Source organism: Streptomyces sp. NPDC038707, assembly GCF_040636485.1.
Taxonomy (GTDB): Bacteria; Actinomycetota; Actinomycetes; order Streptomycetales; family Streptomycetaceae; genus Streptomyces.
The window spans coordinates 13285-32913 of sequence record NZ_JBEZUP010000019.1 but is presented as its reverse complement, the minus strand read 5'-3'; the positions used below and the strand labels follow the sequence as shown (position 1 = coordinate 32913).

The window sequence follows — 19629 nt, the reverse complement described above, 5'->3', positions numbered from 1 at the left end:
CCTTTAGACATGGGACTCGAAGAAAAGCTGCCGAGCGGCTTCCTGCTCACCACCGTCGAGCAGGCCGCGGGCTGGGTGCGCAAGGCGTCCGTCTTCCCGGCCACCTTCGGCCTGGCCTGCTGTGCCATCGAGATGATGACCACCGGCGCCGGCCGCTACGACCTCGCCCGCTTCGGCATGGAGGTCTTCCGCGGCTCACCGCGCCAGGCCGACCTGATGATCGTCGCCGGCCGGGTCAGCCAGAAGATGGCGCCCGTCCTGCGGCAGGTCTACGACCAGATGCCGAACCCCAAGTGGGTGATCTCCATGGGCGTCTGCGCCTCCTCGGGCGGCATGTTCAACAACTACGCGATCGTCCAGGGCGTCGACCACATCGTCCCGGTCGACATCTATCTCCCCGGCTGCCCGCCCCGGCCCGAGATGCTCATGGACGCGATCCTCAAGCTCCACCAGAAGATCCAGTCTTCCAAGCTCGGCGTGAACGCGGAGGAAGCGGCCCGGGAGGCGGAGGAAGCGGCGCTGAAGGCCCTGCCCACGATCGAGATGAAGGGGCTGCTGCGGTGAGCGACGCGAAGAACGGCACCCACGGGGCGAACGGGCCGGCGAACGGATCCGCCAACGGTTCCGCGAGCGGATCCGCCAACGGGACGAACCCGGAGAAGGACCTCGCCGCGGCCAACCTCCCCGGGATGCGCGGCCAGGGCGGCGAGGAGATCCGCGTCCAGCGCGGCATGTTCGGCGCCGACAACGGCGGCGACACCTCCGGCTACGGCGGCCTGGTCCGCTCGGTCCGCCTCCCGGGACCGGCGACCCGGCCCTACGGCGGCTGGTTCGACGAGGTCGCCGACGAACTCGAGGGCGCGCTGGAGGAACAGGGGCTCCTGCCCGAGAACGCCATCGAGAAGACGGTCGTCGACCGGGACGAGCTGACCTTCCACATCGAACGCGAGCATCTGGTCCGTGTCGCCCGCGTCCTGCGCGACGACCCGGCCTTGCGCTTCGAGCTGTGCACCGGCGTCAGCGGCGTCCACTACCCGAACGACAAGGGCCGCGAACTGCACGCCGTCTACCACCTGCGCTCGATCACCCACAACCGGCTGATCCGCCTCGAAGTCAGCGCCCCCGACAGCGACCCGCGCATCCCGTCCCTGGTCTCCGTCTACCCGACCAACGACTGGCACGAGCGCGAGACGTACGACTTCTTCGGGATCGTCTTCGACGGCCACCCGGCCCTGACGCGGATCATGATGCCGGACGACTGGCAGGGCCACCCGCAGCGCAAGGACTACCCCCTCGGCGGCATCCCCGTCGAGTACAAGGGCGCCCAGATCCCGGCTCCGGACCAGCGGAGGTCGTACTCGTGAGCAGCACCCAGTCAGCAGCAGCCCGGGAAACCACCGAGGGCACCGTCTACACGGTCACCGGTGGCGACTGGGACGAGGTCGTCCAGTCCGCGGCCCGCGCCGACGACGAGCGCATCGTCGTCAACATGGGTCCCCAGCACCCGTCCACCCACGGAGTGCTCCGCCTCATCCTGGAGATCGAGGGCGAGACGGTCACCGAGGCCCGCTGCGGCATCGGCTACCTCCACACCGGCATCGAGAAGAACCTCGAGTACCGCACGTGGACGCAGGGCACCACCTTCGTCACGCGCATGGACTACCTGACGTCCTTCTTCAACGAGACCGCCTACTGTCTCGCCGTCGAGAAACTCCTCGGCATCGAGGACCAGGTCACCGAGCGCGCCACGATCATCCGGGTGCTCCTGATGGAGCTGAACCGGCTCTCCTCCCACCTGGTGTGCATCGCCACCGGCGGCATGGAGCTCGGCGCCACCACGATCATGATCTACGGATTCCGTGATCGTGAAATGATTCTCGACCTCTACGAACTCATCACGGGCCTGCGCATGAACCACGCGTACATCCGGCCCGGCGGACTCGCCCAGGACCTGCCGCCCGGCGCGGTGGACCAGATCCGCGAGTTCGTGAAGAAGATGAAGAAGAACCTCCCGGAGTACGACAAGCTCGCCACCGGGAACCCGATCTTCAAGGCCCGCATGCAGGACGTCGGCTATCTGGACCTGGCCGGCTGCATGGCCCTCGGCGCCACCGGGCCGATCCTGCGCTCCACCGGCCTCCCGCACGACTTGCGCAAGACCCAGCCGTACTGCGGCTACGAGAACTACGACTTCGACGTCCCGACCGCCGACTCCTGCGACGCCTACGGCCGCTTCCTCATCCGCCTGGAGGAGATGCGCCAGTCGCTCAGGATCATCGAGCAGTGCCTGGACCGGCTCCAGCCCGGACCGGTCATGGTCGCCGACAAGAAGATCGCCTGGCCCGCCCAGCTCGCCCTGGGACCGGACGGCCTCGGCAACTCCCTCGACCACATCAAGAAGATCATGGGCACCTCCATGGAGGCCCTGATCCACCACTTCAAGCTGGTCACCGAGGGCTTCCGGGTCCCGCCGGGACAGGCGTACGCGGCCGTCGAGTCGCCCAAGGGCGAACTCGGGGTGCACGCCGTCTCCGACGGCGGCACCCGCCCCTACCGGGTCCACTTCCGCGACCCGTCCTTCACCAACCTTCAGGCCATGGCGGCGATGTGCGAGGGCGGCCAGGTCGCCGACGTCATCGTCGCCGTGGCCTCCATCGACCCCGTGATGGGAGGCGTCGACCGGTGACCACCTCTTCTTCGGAGCGGGGCATCAGCCTGGGCATGCCCGAACTGCCCGCACCGGCCTACCCGGACGACGTCCGGGCCCGGCTGGAGGCGGACGCCCGCGAAGTGATCGCGCGCTACCCCGACTCCCGCTCCGCCCTGCTGCCGCTGCTGCACCTCGTGCAGTCGGAGGAGGGCCACGTCACCCGCACCGGGATGCGGTTCTGCGCGGACATGCTGGGCCTGACCACGGCCGAGGTCACCGCGGTCGCCACCTTCTACACCATGTACCGGCGCCGGCCCTCCGGTGACTACCAGGTCGGCGTGTGCACCAACACGCTGTGCGCGGTGATGGGCGGCGACGCCATCTTCGAGACCCTCCAGGAGCACCTGGGCGTCGGCAACGGCGGGACCACCGACGACGGCAAGGTCACCCTGGAGCACATCGAGTGCAACGCGGCCTGCGACTACGCGCCGGTGGTGATGGTCAACTGGGAGTTCTTCGACAACCAGACCCCGGCGAGCGCCACGCGCCTGGTCGACGACCTGCGCGCCGGGCGCCCCGTGCAGCCCACGCGCGGGGCGCGTCTGTGCACCTTCAAGGAGACCGCGCGGATCCTGGCCGGCTTCCCCGACGAGCGGCCCGGGGCCGTCGAGGAGGGCGGCAGCGCGGGACCCGCGTCGCTCGTGGGCCTGCGCCTGGCCAAGGGCGAGGCCGCGCCCGCGCGCGTGGTCCACCCGCGGGTCCAGGAGTCCCCGGACGCCCCGTCGGCGGGCCTGGCCGAAGAGGAGGGGGAGTGATGACCGTGGTATCCGAGGTCAAGGACCCGAGCCCCGAGAAGCTGCTCGCACCCGTGCTGTCGGCCTTCTGGGACGAGGACCGGTCCTGGTCTCTGGACGTCTACCGGAGGCACGAAGGGTACGAGGGGCTCCGCAAGGCCCTCGCCATGTCACCGGACGACCTGATCGCCTACGTCAAGGAATCCGGGCTGCGCGGCCGCGGCGGCGCGGGGTTCCCCACCGGGATGAAGTGGCAGTTCATTCCCCAGGGAGACGGAAAGCCGCACTATCTCGTTGTCAACGCCGACGAGTCGGAGCCCGGGACGTGCAAGGACATCCCGCTCCTCTTCGCGAACCCGCACAGCCTCATCGAGGGCATCGTGATCGCGTGCTACGCCATCAGGTCGTCGCACGCCTTCATCTATCTGCGGGGCGAGGTCGTCCCCGTACTGCGACGGTTGCACGAGGCCGTGCGCGAGGCCTGCGCGGCGGGCTACCTCGGCGAGAACATCCTGGGCAGCGGGCTCGACGTCACGCTCACCGTGCACGCCGGCGCCGGCGCGTACATCTGCGGTGAGGAGACCGCGCTGCTCGACTCGCTCGAAGGCCGCCGTGGTCAACCGCGGCTGCGTCCCCCCTTCCCGGCCGTGGAAGGCCTGTACGCCTGTCCCACTGTCGTGAACAACGTCGAGTCGATCGCCTCGGTTCCCGCGATCCTGAAAAACGGCAAGGAATGGTTCAGGTCGATGGGCAGCGAGAAGTCCCCGGGCTTCACGCTCTACTCGCTCAGCGGCCACGTCGCCAGCCCCGGACAGTACGAGGCCCCGCTCGGCATCACCCTGCGCCAGCTCCTCGACATGAGCGGCGGCATGCGGCCCGGCCACCGGCTGAAGTTCTGGACCCCGGGCGGTTCCTCCACGCCGATGTTCACCGACGAACACCTCGACGTCCCGCTCGACTACGAGGGCGTGGGCGCCGCCGGCTCCATGCTCGGCACCAAGGCCCTCCAGTGCTTCGACGAGACGACCTGCGTGGTGCGGGCCGTCACCCGCTGGACCGAGTTCTACGCCCACGAGTCCTGCGGCAAGTGCACCCCCTGCCGCGAGGGGACGTACTGGCTGGTGCAGCTGCTGCGGGACATCGAGGCCGGCAAGGGCGCCATGGGCGACCTCGACAAGCTCGCCGACATCGCCGACAACATCAACGGCAAGTCCTTCTGCGCCCTCGGAGACGGCGCCGCGTCCCCGATCTTCTCCTCGCTGAAGTACTTCCGCGAGGAGTACGAACAGCACATCACGGGCCGGGGCTGCCCCTTCGACCCGGCCAAGTCCACGGCCTGGGCGGACCGCCCGGAGGTGAACGCATGACCGTGACCACGAGCGCCCCCGCCGGCGGGGGCGAGGCGGCCCTCCCGCCGGAGGACCTCGTCACGCTGACCATCGACGGCATCGAGATCAGCGTGCCCAAGGGCACCCTGGTCATCCGGGCCGCCGAACAGCTCGGCATCGAGATCCCCCGGTTCTGCGACCACCCCCTCCTGGACCCGGCCGGCGCCTGCCGCCAGTGCATCGTCGAGGTCGAGGGCCAGCGCAAGCCGATGGCGTCCTGCACGATCACCTGCACGGACGGCATGGTCGTCAAGACCCACCTCACCTCCCCGGTCGCCGAGAAGGCCCAGCACGGCGTGATGGAGCTGCTGCTCATCAACCACCCGCTGGACTGCCCGGTCTGCGACAAGGGCGGCGAGTGCCCGCTCCAGAACCAGGCCGTCTCGCACGGCAACGCCGAGTCCCGCTTCGAGGGCCGCAAGCGGACCTACGAGAAGCCCGTCGCGATCTCCGCCCAGGTGCTGCTCGACCGCGAGCGGTGCGTGCTGTGCGCCCGCTGCACCCGCTTCTCCCACCAGATCGCGGGCGACCCCATGATCGAGCTGATCGAGCGGGGCGCGCTCCAGCAGGTCGGCACCGGCGAGGGCGACCCCTTCGAGTCGTACTTCTCCGGCAACACCATCCAGATCTGCCCGGTCGGCGCGCTCACCTCGGCCGCGTACCGCTTCCGCTCCCGCCCCTTCGACCTCGTCTCCTCGCCGTCGGTGTGCGAGCACTGCTCCGGCGGCTGCGCCACCCGCACCGACCACCGGCGCGGCAAGGTCATGCGGCGGCTCGCCGCCAACGACCCCGAGGTCAACGAGGAGTGGATCTGCGACAAGGGACGCTTCGCGTTCCGCTACGCGCAGCAGCGCGACCGCCTCGAGACCCCGCTGGTGCGGGGCGCCGACGGCGTGCTGGCGCCCGCCTCCTGGCCCGAGGCGCTCCAGGCGGCGGCCGAGGGCCTTCTCTCCGCCCGCTCCCGGGCCGGTGTCCTGCTCGGCGGCCGGCTGACCGTCGAGGACGCCTACGCGTACAGCAAGTTCGCGCGGGTGGCGCTCGACACCAACGACATCGACTTCCGCGCGCGCGTGCACAGCGGCGAGGAGGCCGACTTCCTCGCCGCCCGGGTCGCCGGCCACGGCCGTGACCTGGACGGTACGGGCGTCACGTACACCTCCCTGGAGAAGGCGCCCGCAGTGCTGCTGGTCGGCTTCGAGTCGGAGGAGGAGGCCCCCGGCGTCTTCCTGCGGCTGCGCAAGGCCTGGCGCAAGCACAGGCAGCAGGTGTTCGCGCTGGCCACGCACGCCACCCGGGGCCTGGAGAAGACCGGCGGCACGCTGCTGCCGGCCGCTCCCGGCACCGAGACCGAGTGGCTGGACGCCCTCGCGAGCGGTGTCGGCCTGGAGGAGCCCGGCACCCGGGCCGCCGAGGCCCTGCGCGCCGACGGTGCCGTCATCGTCGTGGGGGAGCGGCTGGCCGGGGTCGCGGGCGGCCTGACCGCCGCCGTGCGCGCCGCCACCGCGACCGGCGCCGAGCTGGTGTGGATCCCCCGCCGGGCCGGTGAGCGCGGCGCCGTGGAGGCGGGCGCGCTGCCGTCGCTGCTGCCGGGCGGCCGTCCCGCGACCGATCCGCGGGCGCGGGAGGAGGTCGCCGCGGTCTGGGGGCTCGCCGAACTCCCCGCGGGCTACGGCCGCGACACCCACCAGATCGTCGAGGCCGCCGCGACCGGCGAACTTTCCGCGCTGCTGGTCGCCGGGGTGGAGGTCGCCGACCTGCCCGACCCGGCTCGCGCGCGTGAGGCGCTGGAGAACGTGGGCTTCCTCGTGTCGCTGGAGCTGCGGCCCAGCGAGGTCACCGCGCACGCCGACGTCGTCCTGCCGGTCGCCGCGGTCGCCGAGAAGGCCGGCTCGTTCCTCAACTGGGAAGGCCGGGTGCGCTCCTTCGAAGCCGCGCTCAAGCCCGACCAGATGACCCGCCGGCTCGCCCCGGCCGACACCCGCGTGCTGCACATGCTCGCCGACGCCATGGACACCCACCTGGGCCTGCCGGACCTGCGCACCACGCGCGCGGAGATCGACCGGCTCGGCCTCTGGGACGGCCCGCGCGCCCTGGCCCCCATGGAGTCCGCGGGCGCCCTGCCCCGCCCGGCGGCCGGCGAGGCCGTCCTGGCCGGGCACCGGCTCCTGCTCGACCAGGGCGTCCTCCAGGAGGGCGACGAGGCGCTCGCCGGGACCCGGCACGCCGCGCACGCCCGCCTGTCCGCGGCCACGGCCGCCGAGGCGGGCGTCGGGGACGGCGGCACCCTGGCCGTCACCGGACCCGCCGGCACGGTGGAACTGCCGCTCCGGATCACCGAGATGCCGGACCGGGTGGTCTGGCTCCCGCTGAACTCCACCGGCGGCGGCGTCGCCTCCGACACCGGGGCGCGGCCCGGCTCCCTCGTCCGCATCGGCCCGGCGGTCCCCGCCGAGACGGCCCCCCAGGAGGTGGAGGCATGAGCGCGTACCTCGCCGCGGAAGACCTCTCGATGTTCGGCCGCGACCCCTGGTGGCTGGTCCTCGTCAAGGCCGTCTTCTGCTTCGCCTTCCTCATGGTGACCGTACTGTTCTCCATCGTCTGGGAGCGCAAGGTCGTCGCCTGGATGCAGTTGCGCATCGGCCCCAACCGGCACGGCCCCTGGGGCATGCTCCAGTCGCTCGCCGACGGCATCAAGCTGATGCTCAAGGAGGACCTCGTCGTCAAACGCGCGGACAAGGTGGTCTACGTCCTCGCGCCGATCGTCGCGGCCATCCCCGCCTTCATGGCGATCGCGGTGATCCCCTTCGGCCCGGCCGGCAACGAGATCTCGGTCTTCGGCCACCGCACCACGATGCAGCTCACGGACCTGCCGATCGCGATGCTCTACATCCTCGCGGTCGCCTCCGTCGGCATCTACGGCATCGTGCTGGCGGGCTGGAGCTCCGGGTCCACCTATCCGCTGCTGGGCGGCCTGCGCTCGTGCGCGCAGATGATCTCCTACGAGATCGCCATGGGCGCCGCGTTCGCCTCCGTGTTCCTCTACTCGGGCTCGATGTCGACGTCCAGGATCGTGGAGGCGCAGGGCGACCGCTGGTACATCCTGCTGCTGCCGGTCTCCTTCATCCTGTACATCGTCACGATGGTCGGCGAGACCAACCGCGCCCCCTTCGACATGCCGGAGTCCGAGGGCGACCTGGTCGGCGGCTTCAACACCGAGTACTCGTCGATCAAGTTCGCGATGTTCATGCTCGCCGAGTACGTCAACATGGTGACGGTCTCGGCCGTCTCCGCCACCCTCTTCCTCGGTGGCTGGCGCGCACCCTGGCCGATCAGCACCTTCTGGGAGGGCGCCAACCACGGCTGGTGGCCGCTGCTCTGGTTCGTCGTCAAGGTCCAGCTGCTGCTGTTCTTCTTCATCTGGCTGCGCGGCACCCTCCCGCGCGTGCGCTACGACCAGCTGATGAAGCTCGGCTGGAAGGTCCTGATCCCCGTCTCGGTGACCTGGCTGATGCTCGTCGCGACCGTCCGCGCGCTGCGCAACGAGAACTACGACTTCGCCGACATCGCACTCTACGTCGGCGGGGGTGTTCTCGCCCTGCTGCTCGTCTCCTTCGTCGCCGACATGTTCCGCGAGAAGGGCGGGACGGCCGGGCGGCCCGCCGCCGAGCAGCCGGCCTTCGACCCCATGGCGGGCGGCTTCCCCGTGCCGCCGCTGCCCGGACAGCAGTTGCCGCCGGTGCCCAGGCGCCGCCCGCGCCGGGAGCGGGAGCTGATTGTCAGTGGTGGGCCGGACACTGTCAGTGACGGAACTACGGATGGAAAGGAGGCGTCCGATGGCTGAGGAGCCTCAGGAGTCCGGGCAGATCAAGCCCGGCTTCCAGAACCCGGTGGCCGGCTTCGGCGTGACCTTCAAGGCCATGTTCAAGAAGCGGCTGACCGAGCAGTACCCGGAGCAGAAGAAGACCACGGCTCCGCGGTTCCACGGACGGCACCAGCTCAACCGCCATCCGGACGGCCTGGAGAAGTGCGTCGGCTGCGAGCTGTGCGCCTGGGCCTGCCCCGCCGACGCCATCTATGTGGAGGGCGCCGACAACACCGACGAGGAGCGCTACTCGCCGGGGGAGCGCTACGGCCGCGTCTACCAGATCAACTACGCCCGCTGCATCCTGTGCGGCCTGTGCATCGAGGCGTGCCCCACGCGCGCGCTCACGATGACCAACGAGTTCGAACTGGCCGACTCCAGCCGCGCCAACCTCATCTACACCAAGGAGCAGTTGCTCGCCGGCCTCGAAGAGGGCATGGTCGACACCCCGCACGCCATCTTCCCGGGGACCGACGAGCAGGACTACTACCGCGGCCAGGTCACCCACGCCGCGCCCGGCACCGTCCGGCAGACCGCCGTCTCCAAGGGGGAGGCCCCGCAGGAGGCCGCCGCCACCTTCGGCGAGGACGAGCCGGCCGCGCAGGAGGTGACCGGCCGATGAGCGCGCAGCAGCTCGCCGCCTACACCACCTCCACCGGTGAGGCCTTCCAGTTCTGGGTCCTCGGCACCGTCGCCGTGATCGGCGCCCTGTGCACCGTCTTCATGAAGAAGGCCGTGCACAGCGCGCTCTGCCTGGCCGGCACGATGATCGTCCTGGCGGTGTTCTACCTCGCCAACGGCGCCTATTTCCTCGGCATCGTGCAGATCGTCGTCTACACGGGCGCGATCATGATGCTGTTCCTGTTCGTGGTGATGCTCGTCGGTGTCACGGCCGCGGACTCCCTGAAGGAGACCATCAAGGGCCAGCGCTGGCTGGCCCTGCTGTGCGGGACCGGCTTCGGCGTCCTGCTGCTCGCCGGCATCGGCAACGCCTCCCTGAAGGAGTTCAACGGCACCGGCCGGGCCAACGCCAACGGCAACGTCGAGGGCCTCGCGTCCCTCATCTTCACCAAGTACGTCTTCGCCTTCGAGATCACCGGCGCGCTGCTCATCACGGCCGCCGTCGGCGCCATGGTGCTCACCCACCGGGAGCGCACGGAGCGCGCCAGGACCCAGCGCGAGCTGTCCGAACAGCGCATCCGCGAGGGCACGTACATCCCGCCGCTGCCCGCCCCCGGTGTCTACGCCCGGCACAACGCGGTCGACATCGCGGGCCTGCTGCCCGACGGCACCCCCTCCGAGCTGACCGTCAGCAAGACGCTGCGCGCCCGCGGCCAGATCCGGGACGTGTCCACGGAGGCGCTCAATGACCTGCGGGCGCTGGAACAGCGCGCGCAGGAACGCCTGGAGCGCCGGGCGGTCGAGCCGGAGACGTTCAAGCGGTCCGAGGAGGCGTCGAAGTGAACCCGGTCAACTACCTCTACCTCGCCGCCCTGCTGTTCACGATCGGCGCGACCGGCGTCCTCGTCCGGCGCAACGCCATCGTGGTCTTCATGTGCGTCGAGCTGATGCTGAACGCCTGCAACCTCGCGTTCGTCGCCTTCTCCCGGATGCACGGCAACCTCGACGGCCAGATCATCGCCTTCTTCACGATGGTCGTCGCCGCCGCGGAGGTCGTGGTGGGCCTCGCGATCATCGTGTCGCTGTTCCGTACCCGCCACTCGGCCTCGGTCGACGACGCCAGCCTGATGAAGCTGTAAGGGGTCGGAAGAATCGTGGAGAACCTGATCGCGCCGCTCATCGCGGCGCCCCTGCTCGGAGCGGCCGTCCTCCTGGCCGGCGGCCGGCGCCTGGACCGCGGCGGCCACTGGCTCGGCGTCCTGCTGTCGTTCGTCTCCTTCGCCCTCGGACTCGTCCTCTTCGCCGGCCTGCTCGGCAAGGGCGCCGAACACCGCACCCTGACCCAGCACCTGTTCAGCTGGATCCCGGTGGCCGGTTTCCAGGCGGACGTCACATTCCGGCTGGACCAGCTGTCGATGACGTTCGTCCTGCTCATCACGGGCGTCGGCTCGCTGATCCACCTGTACTCGGTCGGGTACATGGCGCACGACGAGCGGCGCCGCCGCTTCTTCGGCTACCTGAACCTGTTCCTCGCGGCGATGCTGCTGCTCGTCCTCGCCGACAACTACCTGCTGCTGTACGTCGGCTGGGAGGGCGTCGGCCTCGCCTCGTACCTGCTGATCGGCTTCTGGCAGCACAAGCCCAGCGCCGCCACGGCCGCGAAGAAGGCGTTCCTGGTCAACCGGGTCGGCGACATGGGCCTGTCGATCGCGATCATGCTGATGTTCACCACCTTCGGCAGCTTCGCCTTCGGCCCGGTCCTCGGCACGCACGGCGAGCCGGGGCTCGTCGGCGACACGTCCGAGGGCAGGCTCACCGCGATCGGCCTGATGCTGCTGCTCGCCGCCTGCGGCAAGTCCGCCCAGGTGCCGCTCCAGTCCTGGCTCGGGGACGCCATGGAGGGTCCGACCCCGGTCTCCGCCCTCATCCACGCGGCGACCATGGTGACCGCGGGCGTCTATCTCATCGTCCGCTCCGGCGCGATCTTCAACGCGGCGCCCGACGCCCAGCTGGCCGTCACCGTCGTCGGCGCGGTCACGCTGCTGTTCGGTGCGATCGTCGGTTGCGCCAAGGACGACATCAAGAAGGCGCTGGCCGGCTCGACCATGTCGCAGATCGGCTACATGGTCCTGGCGGCGGGCCTCGGCCCCGTCGGCTACGTCTTCGCGATCATGCACCTGGTGACGCACGGCTTCTTCAAGGCCGGGCTGTTCCTCGGCGCCGGTTCGGTGATGCACGGCATGAACGACGAGGTCGACATGCGCCGCTACGGCGGCCTGCGGAAGTACATGCCGGTCACTTTCATCACCTTCGGCCTCGGCTACCTCGCCATCATCGGCTTCCCGGGCCTGTCCGGCTTCTTCTCCAAGGACAAGATCATCGAGGCGGCGTTCGCCAAGGGCGGCACCGAGGGCTGGATCCTCGGCGGCGCGGCCCTGTTGGGCGCGGCCATCACCGCCTTCTACATGACGCGCGTGATGCTGATGACGTTCTTCGGGGAGGAGCGGTGGCGCGACGCCCCGGCCCCGTCACCGGCCGAGCCCAGCGTGGAGCCCGCCGCCGGGACCGGGGGCGAGCACGCCGTGCCGCACCCGCACGAGTCCCCGAAGGTCATGACGGTCCCGATGATCGTCCTCGCCGTCGGCTCGGTCTTCGGCGGTGCCTTCTTCAGCATCGGCGACCGCTTCCTGAACTGGCTGGAGCCGGTCACCGGGCACGACCACGGCGACTCCCCGCTCAGCGCCGGGGTGATCACCGGGGCCACCATGGTGTGCCTGGTCGTCGGGGTCGCCCTCGCCTGGGCGCAGTACGGCCGCAGGCCCGTCCCGGCGGTCGCGCCGCGCGGTTCGCTGCTCACCCGCGCGGCCCGCCGCGACCTGCTCCAGGACGACTTCAACCACGTGGTCCTGGTGCGCGGCGGCGAGCACCTGACGCGCTCCCTGGTGTACCTCGACCACTCCCTGGTGGACGGCGTCGTCAACGGCACGGCGGCCGGCTTCGGCGGCTTGTCCGGACGGCTGCGCCGGCTCCAGAACGGCTTCGCCCGCTCCTACGCGGTCTCGATGTTCGGCGGCGCGGCCCTCCTGGTCGCCGCGACCCTGCTGATGAGGGCGGTCTGATACCGATGTCCTTTCCTCTGCTGACAGCGACGGCGGCGCTCCCGGCCCTCGGGGCGGTCGCCACGGCCGCCGTACCGGCCGCCCAGCGCACCGCCGCCAAGTGGCTGGCGTTGCTCGTCTCGCTCGCCACCCTCGCCCTGGCCGTCACCGTCCTGGTCCGCTTCGACCCGGACGGAGAGCGCTACCAGCTCGCCGAGAACCATGCCTGGATCAAGGACTTCGGGGTCCGGTACGAACTGGGCGTCGACGGCATCGCGGTGGCGCTGATCGCGCTGACCGCCCTGCTGATCCCGTTCATCATCCTCGCCGGCTGGCACGACGCCGACCCGCTGGAGACCGGCAGCCGCCGCTGGCGGCCCACCCAGGGCTTCTTCGCGCTGATCCTGGCGGTGGAGGCGATGGTGGTCATCTCCTTCGAGGCCACCGACGTCTTCCTCTTCTACATCTTCTTCGAGGCCATGCTCATCCCGATGTACTTCCTCATCGGCGGCTTCGGGGACCGGGCGCACGCGCACGGCGAGGAGACGGCCGCCACCCAGCGGTCGTACGCGGCGGTCAAGTTCCTCCTCTACAACCTGGCCGGCGGCCTGATCATGCTGGCCGCGGTGATCGGCCTCTACGTGGTCGCCGGGAACTTCTCCCTGACGGAGATCGCCGACGCCCGCGCCAACGGCACGCTGGACATGGCGACGAACACCGAACGCTGGCTGTTCCTCGGCTTCTTCTTCGCCTTCGCGGTGAAGGCGCCGCTGTGGCCGCTGCACACCTGGCTGCCCAACGCCATGCAGGAGGCCACGGCACCCGTGGCCGTCCTCATCACGGCGGTGGTCGACAAGGTGGGCACGTTCGCGATGCTCCGCTTCTGCCTCCAGCTGTTCCCGGAGGCCAGCAAGTGGGCGACGCCGGTCGTCCTCGTCCTGGCCCTGATCAGCATCGTCTACGGCGCGCTGCTCGCCGTCGGCCAGCGGGACATCAAGCGCCTGGTGGCGTACGCGTCGATCTCGCACTTCGGCTTCATCATCATGGGCGTCTTCGCGATGACCAGCCAGGGCCAGTCCGGCGCCACGCTCTACATGGTCAACCACGGCATCTCCACCGCCGCGCTGATGCTCGTCGCCGGCTTCCTCATCTCCCGGCGCGGCTCGCGGCTCATCGCCGACTACGGAGGCGTGCAGAAGGTCGCCCCGGTACTCGCCGGCACCTTCCTGATCGGCGGCCTCGCCACGCTGTCGCTGCCCGGCCTCGCCCCGTTCGTGAGCGAGTTCCTGGTGCTGGTCGGCACGTTCGCGAGGTACCCGGTGATCGGGATCATCGCCACCTTCGGCATCGTCCTCGCCGCCCTGTACACCCTGGTGCTCTACCAGCGGACGATGACGGGCCCGGTGAAGCCGGAGGTCTCGGCGATGCCCGACCTGCGCGTGCGTGAGGTGCTGGTCGTGGCCCCGCTGATCGTGCTGCTGATCTTCCTGGGCGTCTACCCGAAGCCGGTGACGAACATCATCGACCCGGCCGTCAAACAGACCCTGTCCGACGTACACAAGAAGGACCCCCAGCCCGAGGTGGAGGCGGCCAAGTGAGCGCAACAGCCGTCCACAGCCTGTGGACAAACGCGGCCGAACCGATCTCGAAGATCGACGCGCCGAAGATCGAGTACGGACAATTGTCGCCGACGCTGATCGTCATCGGCGCGGCGCTGGTCGGGGTGCTGATCGAGGCGTTCGTGCCCCGCAGGTCCCGCTACTACGCGCAGGTGTTCGTGTCCGTCGTCGCCCTGTGCGCCGCGTTCGCGGCGGTCGTCGCGCTCGCGGCCGACGGATTCGGCACCACGAAGGCGCACATCGCGGCCATGGGCGCGATCGCGGTCGACGGTCCGGCCCTCTTCCTCCAGGGCACCATCCTGCTGGCAGGCCTGGTCGGCCTGTTCACCTTCGCCGAACGGCGCCTGGACCCGGCGGCGCACGGCAACCGGGTCGACTCCTTCGCCGCGCAGGCCGCGTCCGTGCCCGGCAGCGACAGCGAGAAGGCCGCGGTGAAGGCGGGCTTCGCCACCACGGAGGTCTTCCCGCTCCTCCTCTTCGCGATCGGCGGCATGCTGGTCTTCCCGGCGGCCAATGACCTGCTGACCCTGTTCGTCGCCCTGGAGGTCCTCTCCCTGCCGCTGTACCTGCTGTGCGCGCTGGCCCGGCGCAAGCGGCTGATGTCGCAGGAGGCCGCGGTCAAGTACTTCCTGCTGGGCGCGTTCGCCTCGGCGTTCACCCTGTTCGGCATCGCGCTGCTGTACGGCTACGCGGGCTCGGTGTCGTACGCCCGCATCGCCCAGGTCGTCGACGGCACCGTCACCGACGTCGACCCGGCGCTCGCCGGCACCATGGGCAACGACGCGCTGCTGCTGATCGGCGGCGCCCTGCTCGTCATGGGCCTGCTGTTCAAGGTGGGCGCGGTGCCGTTCCACATGTGGACGCCGGACGTCTACCAGGGCGCCCCCACCCCCGTGACCGGGTTCATGGCGGCGGCGACGAAGGTGGCCGCGTTCGGCGCGCTGCTGCGTCTGCTCTACGTCGTCCTGCCCGGGCTGCGCTGGGACTGGCGGCCGGTCATGTGGGCGGTGGCGATCATCACCATGCTGGGCGGCGCGGTCGTCGCCATCACCCAGACCGACATCAAGCGCCTGCTGGCGTACTCGTCCATCGCGCACGCGGGATTCATCCTCGCGGGTGTCATCGCCACGTCGAAGGACGGCGTGTCGTCGGTCCTCTTCTACCTGGCGGGCTACTCCTTCGTGACGATCGGCGCGTTCGCCGTGGTCACACTGGTGCGGGACGCGGGCGGCGAGGCGACCCACCTGTCCAAGTGGGCGGGCCTGGGCCGGCGCTCGCCGCTGGTCGCGGCCGTGTTCGCGGTGTTCCTGCTGGCCTTCGCCGGCATCCCGCTGACCTCCGGTTTCTCGGGGAAGTTCGCCGTGTTCAAGGCGGCGGCGGACGGCGGCGCGGTCCCCCTGGTCATCGTGGGTGTGATCTCCTCGGCGATCGCCGCGTTCTTCTACATCCGGGTGATCGTCCTGATGTTCTTCAGCGAGCCGAAACCGGAGGGCCCGACCGTGGCCGTCCCGTCCCCCCTGACCATGCTGGCCATCGGCATGGGCGTGGCCACGACCCTGGTCCTCGGCATCGCGCCCCAGTACTTCCTGGACCTGGCCGGCCAGGCGGGGGTGTTCGTGCGCTGACGTCCACGTCACACATGCCGCTGCCCGGCATCCCCTTCGGCGGGGTGCCGGGCAGCGGTGTCGTCGTTTGCGGCCTGTTATCGATCCTTCGCGGGCCGCGCCTTGATCATGGTGAGGTCCAGGGCGATCGGGAACGGGACATCCACCTTCATCTCCTCGCGGAAGATCCCCACGCTGGTGTATGCGCCGGTGGCAGGCTCCAGCTCGAAGACATGCACGGCGGCGCGACCCTTTTCGCCCTCAACCCTCCAGTAGTGGGGAATCCCTGCCCGGGCGTACTTCAAGCTCGCAGCACGATGACATCCGGCTCAGGCCGGTTCTGCCGATCGATGTCGATGGTGAACTCGCGGAACACCTCCAGACCGGATGGTGCCAGACACTGCAGCTGCCACTTGAAGAAGTCGACAACTCGCTCGTGAAAGGCGGTCTGCGGACTCACGAAGACCAGGCTCCCGTCGATCAATTCCGTATGCGGAGGAAGATTCGGGAGGCGGTCCAGGTCGTCGGCGCTCCAGCCGCCCTTCGGCGGGATCGGCCAGCTGGACGCGGACGCCTTCGGTGCGACGCTCATCAGTGCTCCCATGGGACGGAGTCTCGCCGGTGCATTCAGACTATCGGCGGGAAACGGGCAGGTGCTCCGCGAACGTGTGAACGACACTCGCGTGCTTGACGTGAGATACATCGGTCGACCTGTGGATAACTCCGGGGCTGTCGGTGTGGACCCCTATCGTTGAGGGAGCGGTCGAGGGACGGCACACGGGGGACCGACGGGGGACAGGACGAGGGGCGTGATGGGCGGTATCAGCGAGATGGCACAGGTGACCGAGGCGCCGGGCGCGGCCGACAGCGAGGCGTTGGCCACGCTGCACCGGGTCTTCGGATACGACGCCTTCCGGGGCGAACAGCAGGCGATCATCGAGCATGTGGTGGCGGGCGGCGACGCCGTCGTGCTCATGCCGACCGGCGGCGGAAAGTCGCTGTGCTACCAGATCCCCGCCCTGGTCAGACCGGGTACGGGCGTGGTGGTCTCCCCGCTGATCGCGCTGATGCAGGACCAGGTCGACGCCCTGCGCGCCCTCGGCGTCCGGGCCGGCTTCATGAACTCCACGCAGGACTTCGACGAGCGGCGCACGGTCGAGGCCGAGTTCCTGGCGGGCGAACTGGACCTGCTGTATCTGGCACCGGAGCGGCTGCGTCTGGACGCCACGCTGGACCTCCTCTCCCGCGGCAAGATCTCCGTCTTCGCGATCGACGAGGCGCACTGCGTCGCCCAGTGGGGCCACGACTTCCGCCCCGACTATCTCGCCCTGTCCCTGCTCGGCGAGCGCTGGCCGGACGTCCCGCGGATCGCCCTCACCGCCACGGCGACCCGCGCCACGCACGAGGAGATCACCCAGCGGCTGAACCTGCCGACGGCCCGGCACTTCGTCGCCAGCTTCGACCGCCCCAACATCCAGTACCGGATCGTGCCCAAGGCCGATCCCAAGAAGCAGCTCCTCGCCTTCCTGCGGGAGGAGCACCCGGGCGACGCCGGCATCGTCTACTGCCTCTCGCGGAACTCGGTCGAGCGCACGGCGGAGTTCCTCACCGCCAACGGCATCCAGGCGGTGCCGTATCACGCGGGCCTGGACGCGGCCACCCGCGCGGCGCACCAGTCCCGGTTCCTGCGCGAGGACGGCCTGGTCGTGGTCGCGACCATCGCCTTCGGCATGGGCATCGACAAGCCCGACGTGCGCTTCGTCGCCCACCTGGACCTGCCCAAGTCGATCGAGGGCTACTACCAGGAGACCGGCCGGGCGGGCCGCGACGGCCTGCCGTCCACGGCGTGGATGGCGTACGGCCTGAACGACGTCATACAGCAGCGCAAGCTGATCCAGTCCGGCGAGGGCGACGAGGCGTTCCGCCGCCGGGCCGCCGCCCACCTCGACGCCATGCTCGCGCTGTGCGAGACCGCCCGGTGCCGCCGCGGCCAGCTGCTCGCCTACTTCGGCCAGGACGCCGACGCCGAGGCGTGCGGCAACTGCGACACCTGTCTCACCCCGCCGGAGACCTGGGACGGCACGGTCGCCGCGCAGAAGGCGCTGTCCACGGTGGTGCGGTTGCAGCGGGAGCGCGGGCAGAAGTTCGGCGCGGTGCAGATCGTGGACATCCTGCTCGGCAAGCGCACCGGCAAGGTGATCCAGTTCGACCACGACCAGCTGTCCGTCTTCGGCATCGGCCAGGACCTCACCGAGGGCGAGTGGCGGGGCGTCATCCGGCAGCTGCTGGCCCAGGGACTCCTCGCGGTCGAGGGGGAGTACGGCACTCTGGTGCTCACCGAGGCGAGCGGCGCGGTGCTGCGCAGGGAGCGGGAGGTGCCGCTGCGCAAGGAGCCCAAGAAGCCGGCCGCCGCCCGGTCCCGGTCCGCCGGGGGTTCGGGTGCCTCCGGCGGCGCCAAGGCCAAGGCCGTCGCGGCCGAGCTGCCCGACGCGCTGCTCCCCGCCTTCGAGGCCCTGCGGGCCTGGCGTGCCGAGCAGGCCCGGGAACAGGGCGTCCCGGCGTACGTCATCTTCCACGACGCCACCCTCCGGGAGATCGTGACCCGCCGTCCCGGCTCGGTGCGGGAGCTGGGCACGGTGAACGGCGTCGGCGAGAAGAAGCTGGCGACGTACGGCGAAGGCGTGCTCAAGGTGCTGGCCTCCCTGGACGGCGCCGCACCGGCCGCCGCCACCGACGCACCGGACCCGGACTGGCCCGGGTGGTCCGACGAGCCGGAGCCGGAGCCCGAGCCGGACTGGACGTAGCCGAGCCGGTACGGCCCGCCCGCCGGGAGCCTCAGGACAGCGCCGTCAGCCCGGGGGCGAAGGTGATCAGCAGCGGCAGCAGCGGTACGAGCGCGGCCACCGTCGTGGTCAGCGCCCGGTGCCGGCGCAGCAGCCGCGGCGGCGGCTCCAGCAGCCGGTCCACGCGCTCGCCCAGCAGCCGGCGGCTGGAGGCGCAGGAGAGCACGCCCCGGTGCTGGTTCAGCTCGATCAGGGCGAGGGCCGTGGTGAGGTGCCCGCAGCGCCGGGAGGCCGTGTCGTCGGCGGCCAGCTCGACCAGGCGGTGCGTCTGGTCGCAGAAGTGGGCGAAGAGCGGGACCCGCGGGAAGCCCGTGGCGAGCGCGGTGGACAGGTGCAGCAGCCAGTCGTGGTGGGCGCGGGCGTGGCCGCGCTCGTGGGTGAGGACGGCGTCCAGCTGGAGGTCGGTGAGGCGGTGCAGCGCCCCCGTGGTGACGACAAGCTGCGGTGGATGCCCCGGCATCCACCAGGCGTCCGGGTACTCGTCCTCCAGCACCAGCATCGGCCCGCGGGGTGCCCGCAGGCCGGGCGGCAGTTCGGGGGCGCGTTCGCGGAGCTGCGCCCGGGCGTGACCCCGGCTGCGGCGGGCCTCGACCAGTTCCCGGCCGAGCATCGCCGTCGTCCAGGCGGCCCCGCAGGCCAGCAGCAGCGTGAGCGCGGTGGCCCACACCGGGGTGGCGGACAGGTCGTAGGCGGCGGTGACGGCGGGCGGCGCCGGGGCGAACACGCGGTCGCGGACGGTGTGGAAGACGGCCGCCGCGCCCAGGACCAGTGCGGTCAGGCAGCACAGCAGGACGGTGGCGACCAGGCACTGCCACACCCACAGGGCGACCACGGGTTCCCGCTCGGGCCAGGACGCCCGGGTCAGCGCGCGCGGTGCCGGTACGGCGGCCGTCAGGGCGACGACGCTCAGCAGGAGCAGGCAGACGGTCATGCCGGGGCTCCGGTTCCTGGTCGGAGAGGTGTGCGGGTGCGGGGTGGTGCGGGGCACGCATCACACGGCCGCGCGGGGTGCGGATGCGTGTTCCTGTCAGTATGGCGAAGAAGGACGGTGCGAGTCAGGTGTCGGTGACGATCCGACCGGACAGGGCTGCGAAAGTCCAGGTGGGTGAGGGGAGTTCGGCGGGGCCGGAGGGAGGGACCCGGCTCGCCC

The 19629-nt window shown here is 70.5% G+C and carries 15 protein-coding genes and 1 pseudogene; 14 read left to right on the top strand and 2 right to left on the bottom strand.

What is annotated here, in order from left to right:
- The first annotated feature begins 9 nt into the window (after positions 1-9).
- Genes AB0E62_RS24540 through nuoN form a run of 13 tightly spaced genes read left to right on the top strand, consistent with a single transcriptional unit; the run spans position 10 to position 15657 of the window.
- Positions 10-564: an NADH-quinone oxidoreductase subunit B gene (locus AB0E62_RS24540; protein WP_007383964.1), complete on the top strand. Its 555-nt coding sequence runs from the start codon at positions 10-12 to the stop codon at positions 562-564.
- A complete protein-coding gene (locus AB0E62_RS24535) occupies positions 561-1364 on the top strand; it encodes an NADH-quinone oxidoreductase subunit C (protein WP_362197633.1) in 804 nt (267 codons plus the stop codon). The genes AB0E62_RS24540 and AB0E62_RS24535 overlap by 4 nt, the downstream gene beginning before the upstream one ends.
- Positions 1361-2686, top strand: coding sequence for an NADH-quinone oxidoreductase subunit D (locus tag AB0E62_RS24530; protein ID WP_362197630.1), 1326 nt, complete (start codon positions 1361-1363; stop codon positions 2684-2686). The genes AB0E62_RS24535 and AB0E62_RS24530 overlap by 4 nt, the downstream gene beginning before the upstream one ends.
- Entirely contained in the window at positions 2683-3465 is a 783-nt protein-coding gene (gene nuoE, locus AB0E62_RS24525) for an NADH-quinone oxidoreductase subunit NuoE (protein ID WP_362197627.1), read from the top strand. The genes AB0E62_RS24530 and nuoE overlap by 4 nt, the downstream gene beginning before the upstream one ends.
- Positions 3462-4811, top strand: coding sequence for an NADH-quinone oxidoreductase subunit NuoF (gene nuoF, locus AB0E62_RS24520; RefSeq protein ID WP_362197624.1), 1350 nt, complete (start codon positions 3462-3464; stop codon positions 4809-4811). Before nuoE ends, nuoF begins: the two co-directional genes overlap by 4 nt.
- Positions 4808-7312 carry an NADH-quinone oxidoreductase subunit G gene (locus tag AB0E62_RS24515; protein WP_362197621.1) on the top strand — a complete coding sequence of 835 codons (2505 nt, stop codon included), beginning with the start codon at positions 4808-4810 and terminating at the stop codon, positions 7310-7312. Before nuoF ends, AB0E62_RS24515 begins: the two co-directional genes overlap by 4 nt.
- Positions 7309-8673, top strand: coding sequence for an NADH-quinone oxidoreductase subunit NuoH (gene nuoH / locus AB0E62_RS24510; protein WP_362197618.1), 1365 nt, complete (start codon positions 7309-7311; stop codon positions 8671-8673). The genes AB0E62_RS24515 and nuoH overlap by 4 nt, the downstream gene beginning before the upstream one ends.
- A complete protein-coding gene (gene nuoI, locus AB0E62_RS24505; protein ID WP_362197615.1) occupies positions 8666-9316 on the top strand; it encodes an NADH-quinone oxidoreductase subunit NuoI in 651 nt (216 codons plus the stop codon). The genes nuoH and nuoI overlap by 8 nt, the downstream gene beginning before the upstream one ends.
- Entirely contained in the window at positions 9313-10158 is an 846-nt protein-coding gene (locus AB0E62_RS24500) for an NADH-quinone oxidoreductase subunit J (RefSeq protein WP_362197612.1), read from the top strand. Before nuoI ends, AB0E62_RS24500 begins: the two co-directional genes overlap by 4 nt.
- Positions 10155-10454, top strand: a complete 300-nt coding sequence (gene nuoK / locus AB0E62_RS24495) for an NADH-quinone oxidoreductase subunit NuoK (protein WP_362197609.1) — start codon at positions 10155-10157, stop codon at positions 10452-10454. The genes AB0E62_RS24500 and nuoK overlap by 4 nt, the downstream gene beginning before the upstream one ends.
- Before the next feature lie 15 nt (positions 10455-10469).
- A complete protein-coding gene (gene nuoL / locus AB0E62_RS24490; RefSeq protein WP_362197606.1) occupies positions 10470-12434 on the top strand; it encodes an NADH-quinone oxidoreductase subunit L in 1965 nt (654 codons plus the stop codon).
- Positions 12435-12439: 5 nt separating this feature from the next.
- Positions 12440-14011 (top strand): NADH-quinone oxidoreductase subunit M, encoded by a 1572-nt coding sequence (locus tag AB0E62_RS24485; protein WP_362197603.1) that lies wholly within the window; start codon positions 12440-12442, stop codon positions 14009-14011.
- On the top strand, positions 14008-15657 hold the full coding sequence (nuoN, locus tag AB0E62_RS24480; protein WP_362197600.1) for an NADH-quinone oxidoreductase subunit NuoN: 1650 nt from the start codon (positions 14008-14010) through the stop codon (positions 15655-15657). The genes AB0E62_RS24485 and nuoN overlap by 4 nt, the downstream gene beginning before the upstream one ends.
- 77 nt (positions 15658-15734) lie before the next feature.
- On the opposite strand, the pseudogene AB0E62_RS24475 reads toward nuoN, so the two are convergent.
- Positions 15735-16228: pseudogene (locus AB0E62_RS24475) on the bottom strand (Uma2 family endonuclease).
- Between the two features lie 220 nt (positions 16229-16448).
- Here AB0E62_RS24475 and recQ point away from each other — a divergent pair.
- Positions 16449-18440: a DNA helicase RecQ gene (gene recQ / locus AB0E62_RS24470; RefSeq protein WP_362197597.1), complete on the top strand. Its 1992-nt coding sequence runs from the start codon at positions 16449-16451 to the stop codon at positions 18438-18440.
- 31 nt (positions 18441-18471) lie between these two features.
- On the opposite strand, the gene AB0E62_RS24465 is transcribed toward recQ, so the two are convergent.
- A complete protein-coding gene (locus tag AB0E62_RS24465; protein ID WP_362197594.1) occupies positions 18472-19410 on the bottom strand; it encodes a M56 family metallopeptidase in 939 nt (312 codons plus the stop codon).
- Between the last annotated feature and the right edge of the window lie 219 nt (positions 19411-19629).

Excerpts from the sequence above, each read along its gene's own strand:
- recQ (WP_362197597.1), top strand. The coding sequence starts at position 16,449 with ATGGGCGGTATCAGCGAGATGGCACAGGTGACCGAGGCGCCGGGCGCG.
- AB0E62_RS24485 (WP_362197603.1), top strand. The coding sequence starts at position 12,440 with ATGTCCTTTCCTCTGCTGACAGCGACGGCGGCGCTCCCGGCCCTCGGG.
- nuoH (WP_362197618.1), top strand. The coding sequence starts at position 7,309 with ATGAGCGCGTACCTCGCCGCGGAAGACCTCTCGATGTTCGGCCGCGAC.
- AB0E62_RS24500 (WP_362197612.1), top strand. The coding sequence starts at position 9,313 with ATGAGCGCGCAGCAGCTCGCCGCCTACACCACCTCCACCGGTGAGGCC.
- nuoI (WP_362197615.1), top strand. The coding sequence starts at position 8,666 with ATGGCTGAGGAGCCTCAGGAGTCCGGGCAGATCAAGCCCGGCTTCCAG.
- AB0E62_RS24540 (WP_007383964.1), top strand. The coding sequence starts at position 10 with ATGGGACTCGAAGAAAAGCTGCCGAGCGGCTTCCTGCTCACCACCGTC.
- AB0E62_RS24465 (WP_362197594.1), bottom strand. The coding sequence starts at position 19,410 with ATGACCGTCTGCCTGCTCCTGCTGAGCGTCGTCGCCCTGACGGCCGCC.
- AB0E62_RS24515 (WP_362197621.1), top strand. The coding sequence starts at position 4,808 with ATGACCGTGACCACGAGCGCCCCCGCCGGCGGGGGCGAGGCGGCCCTC.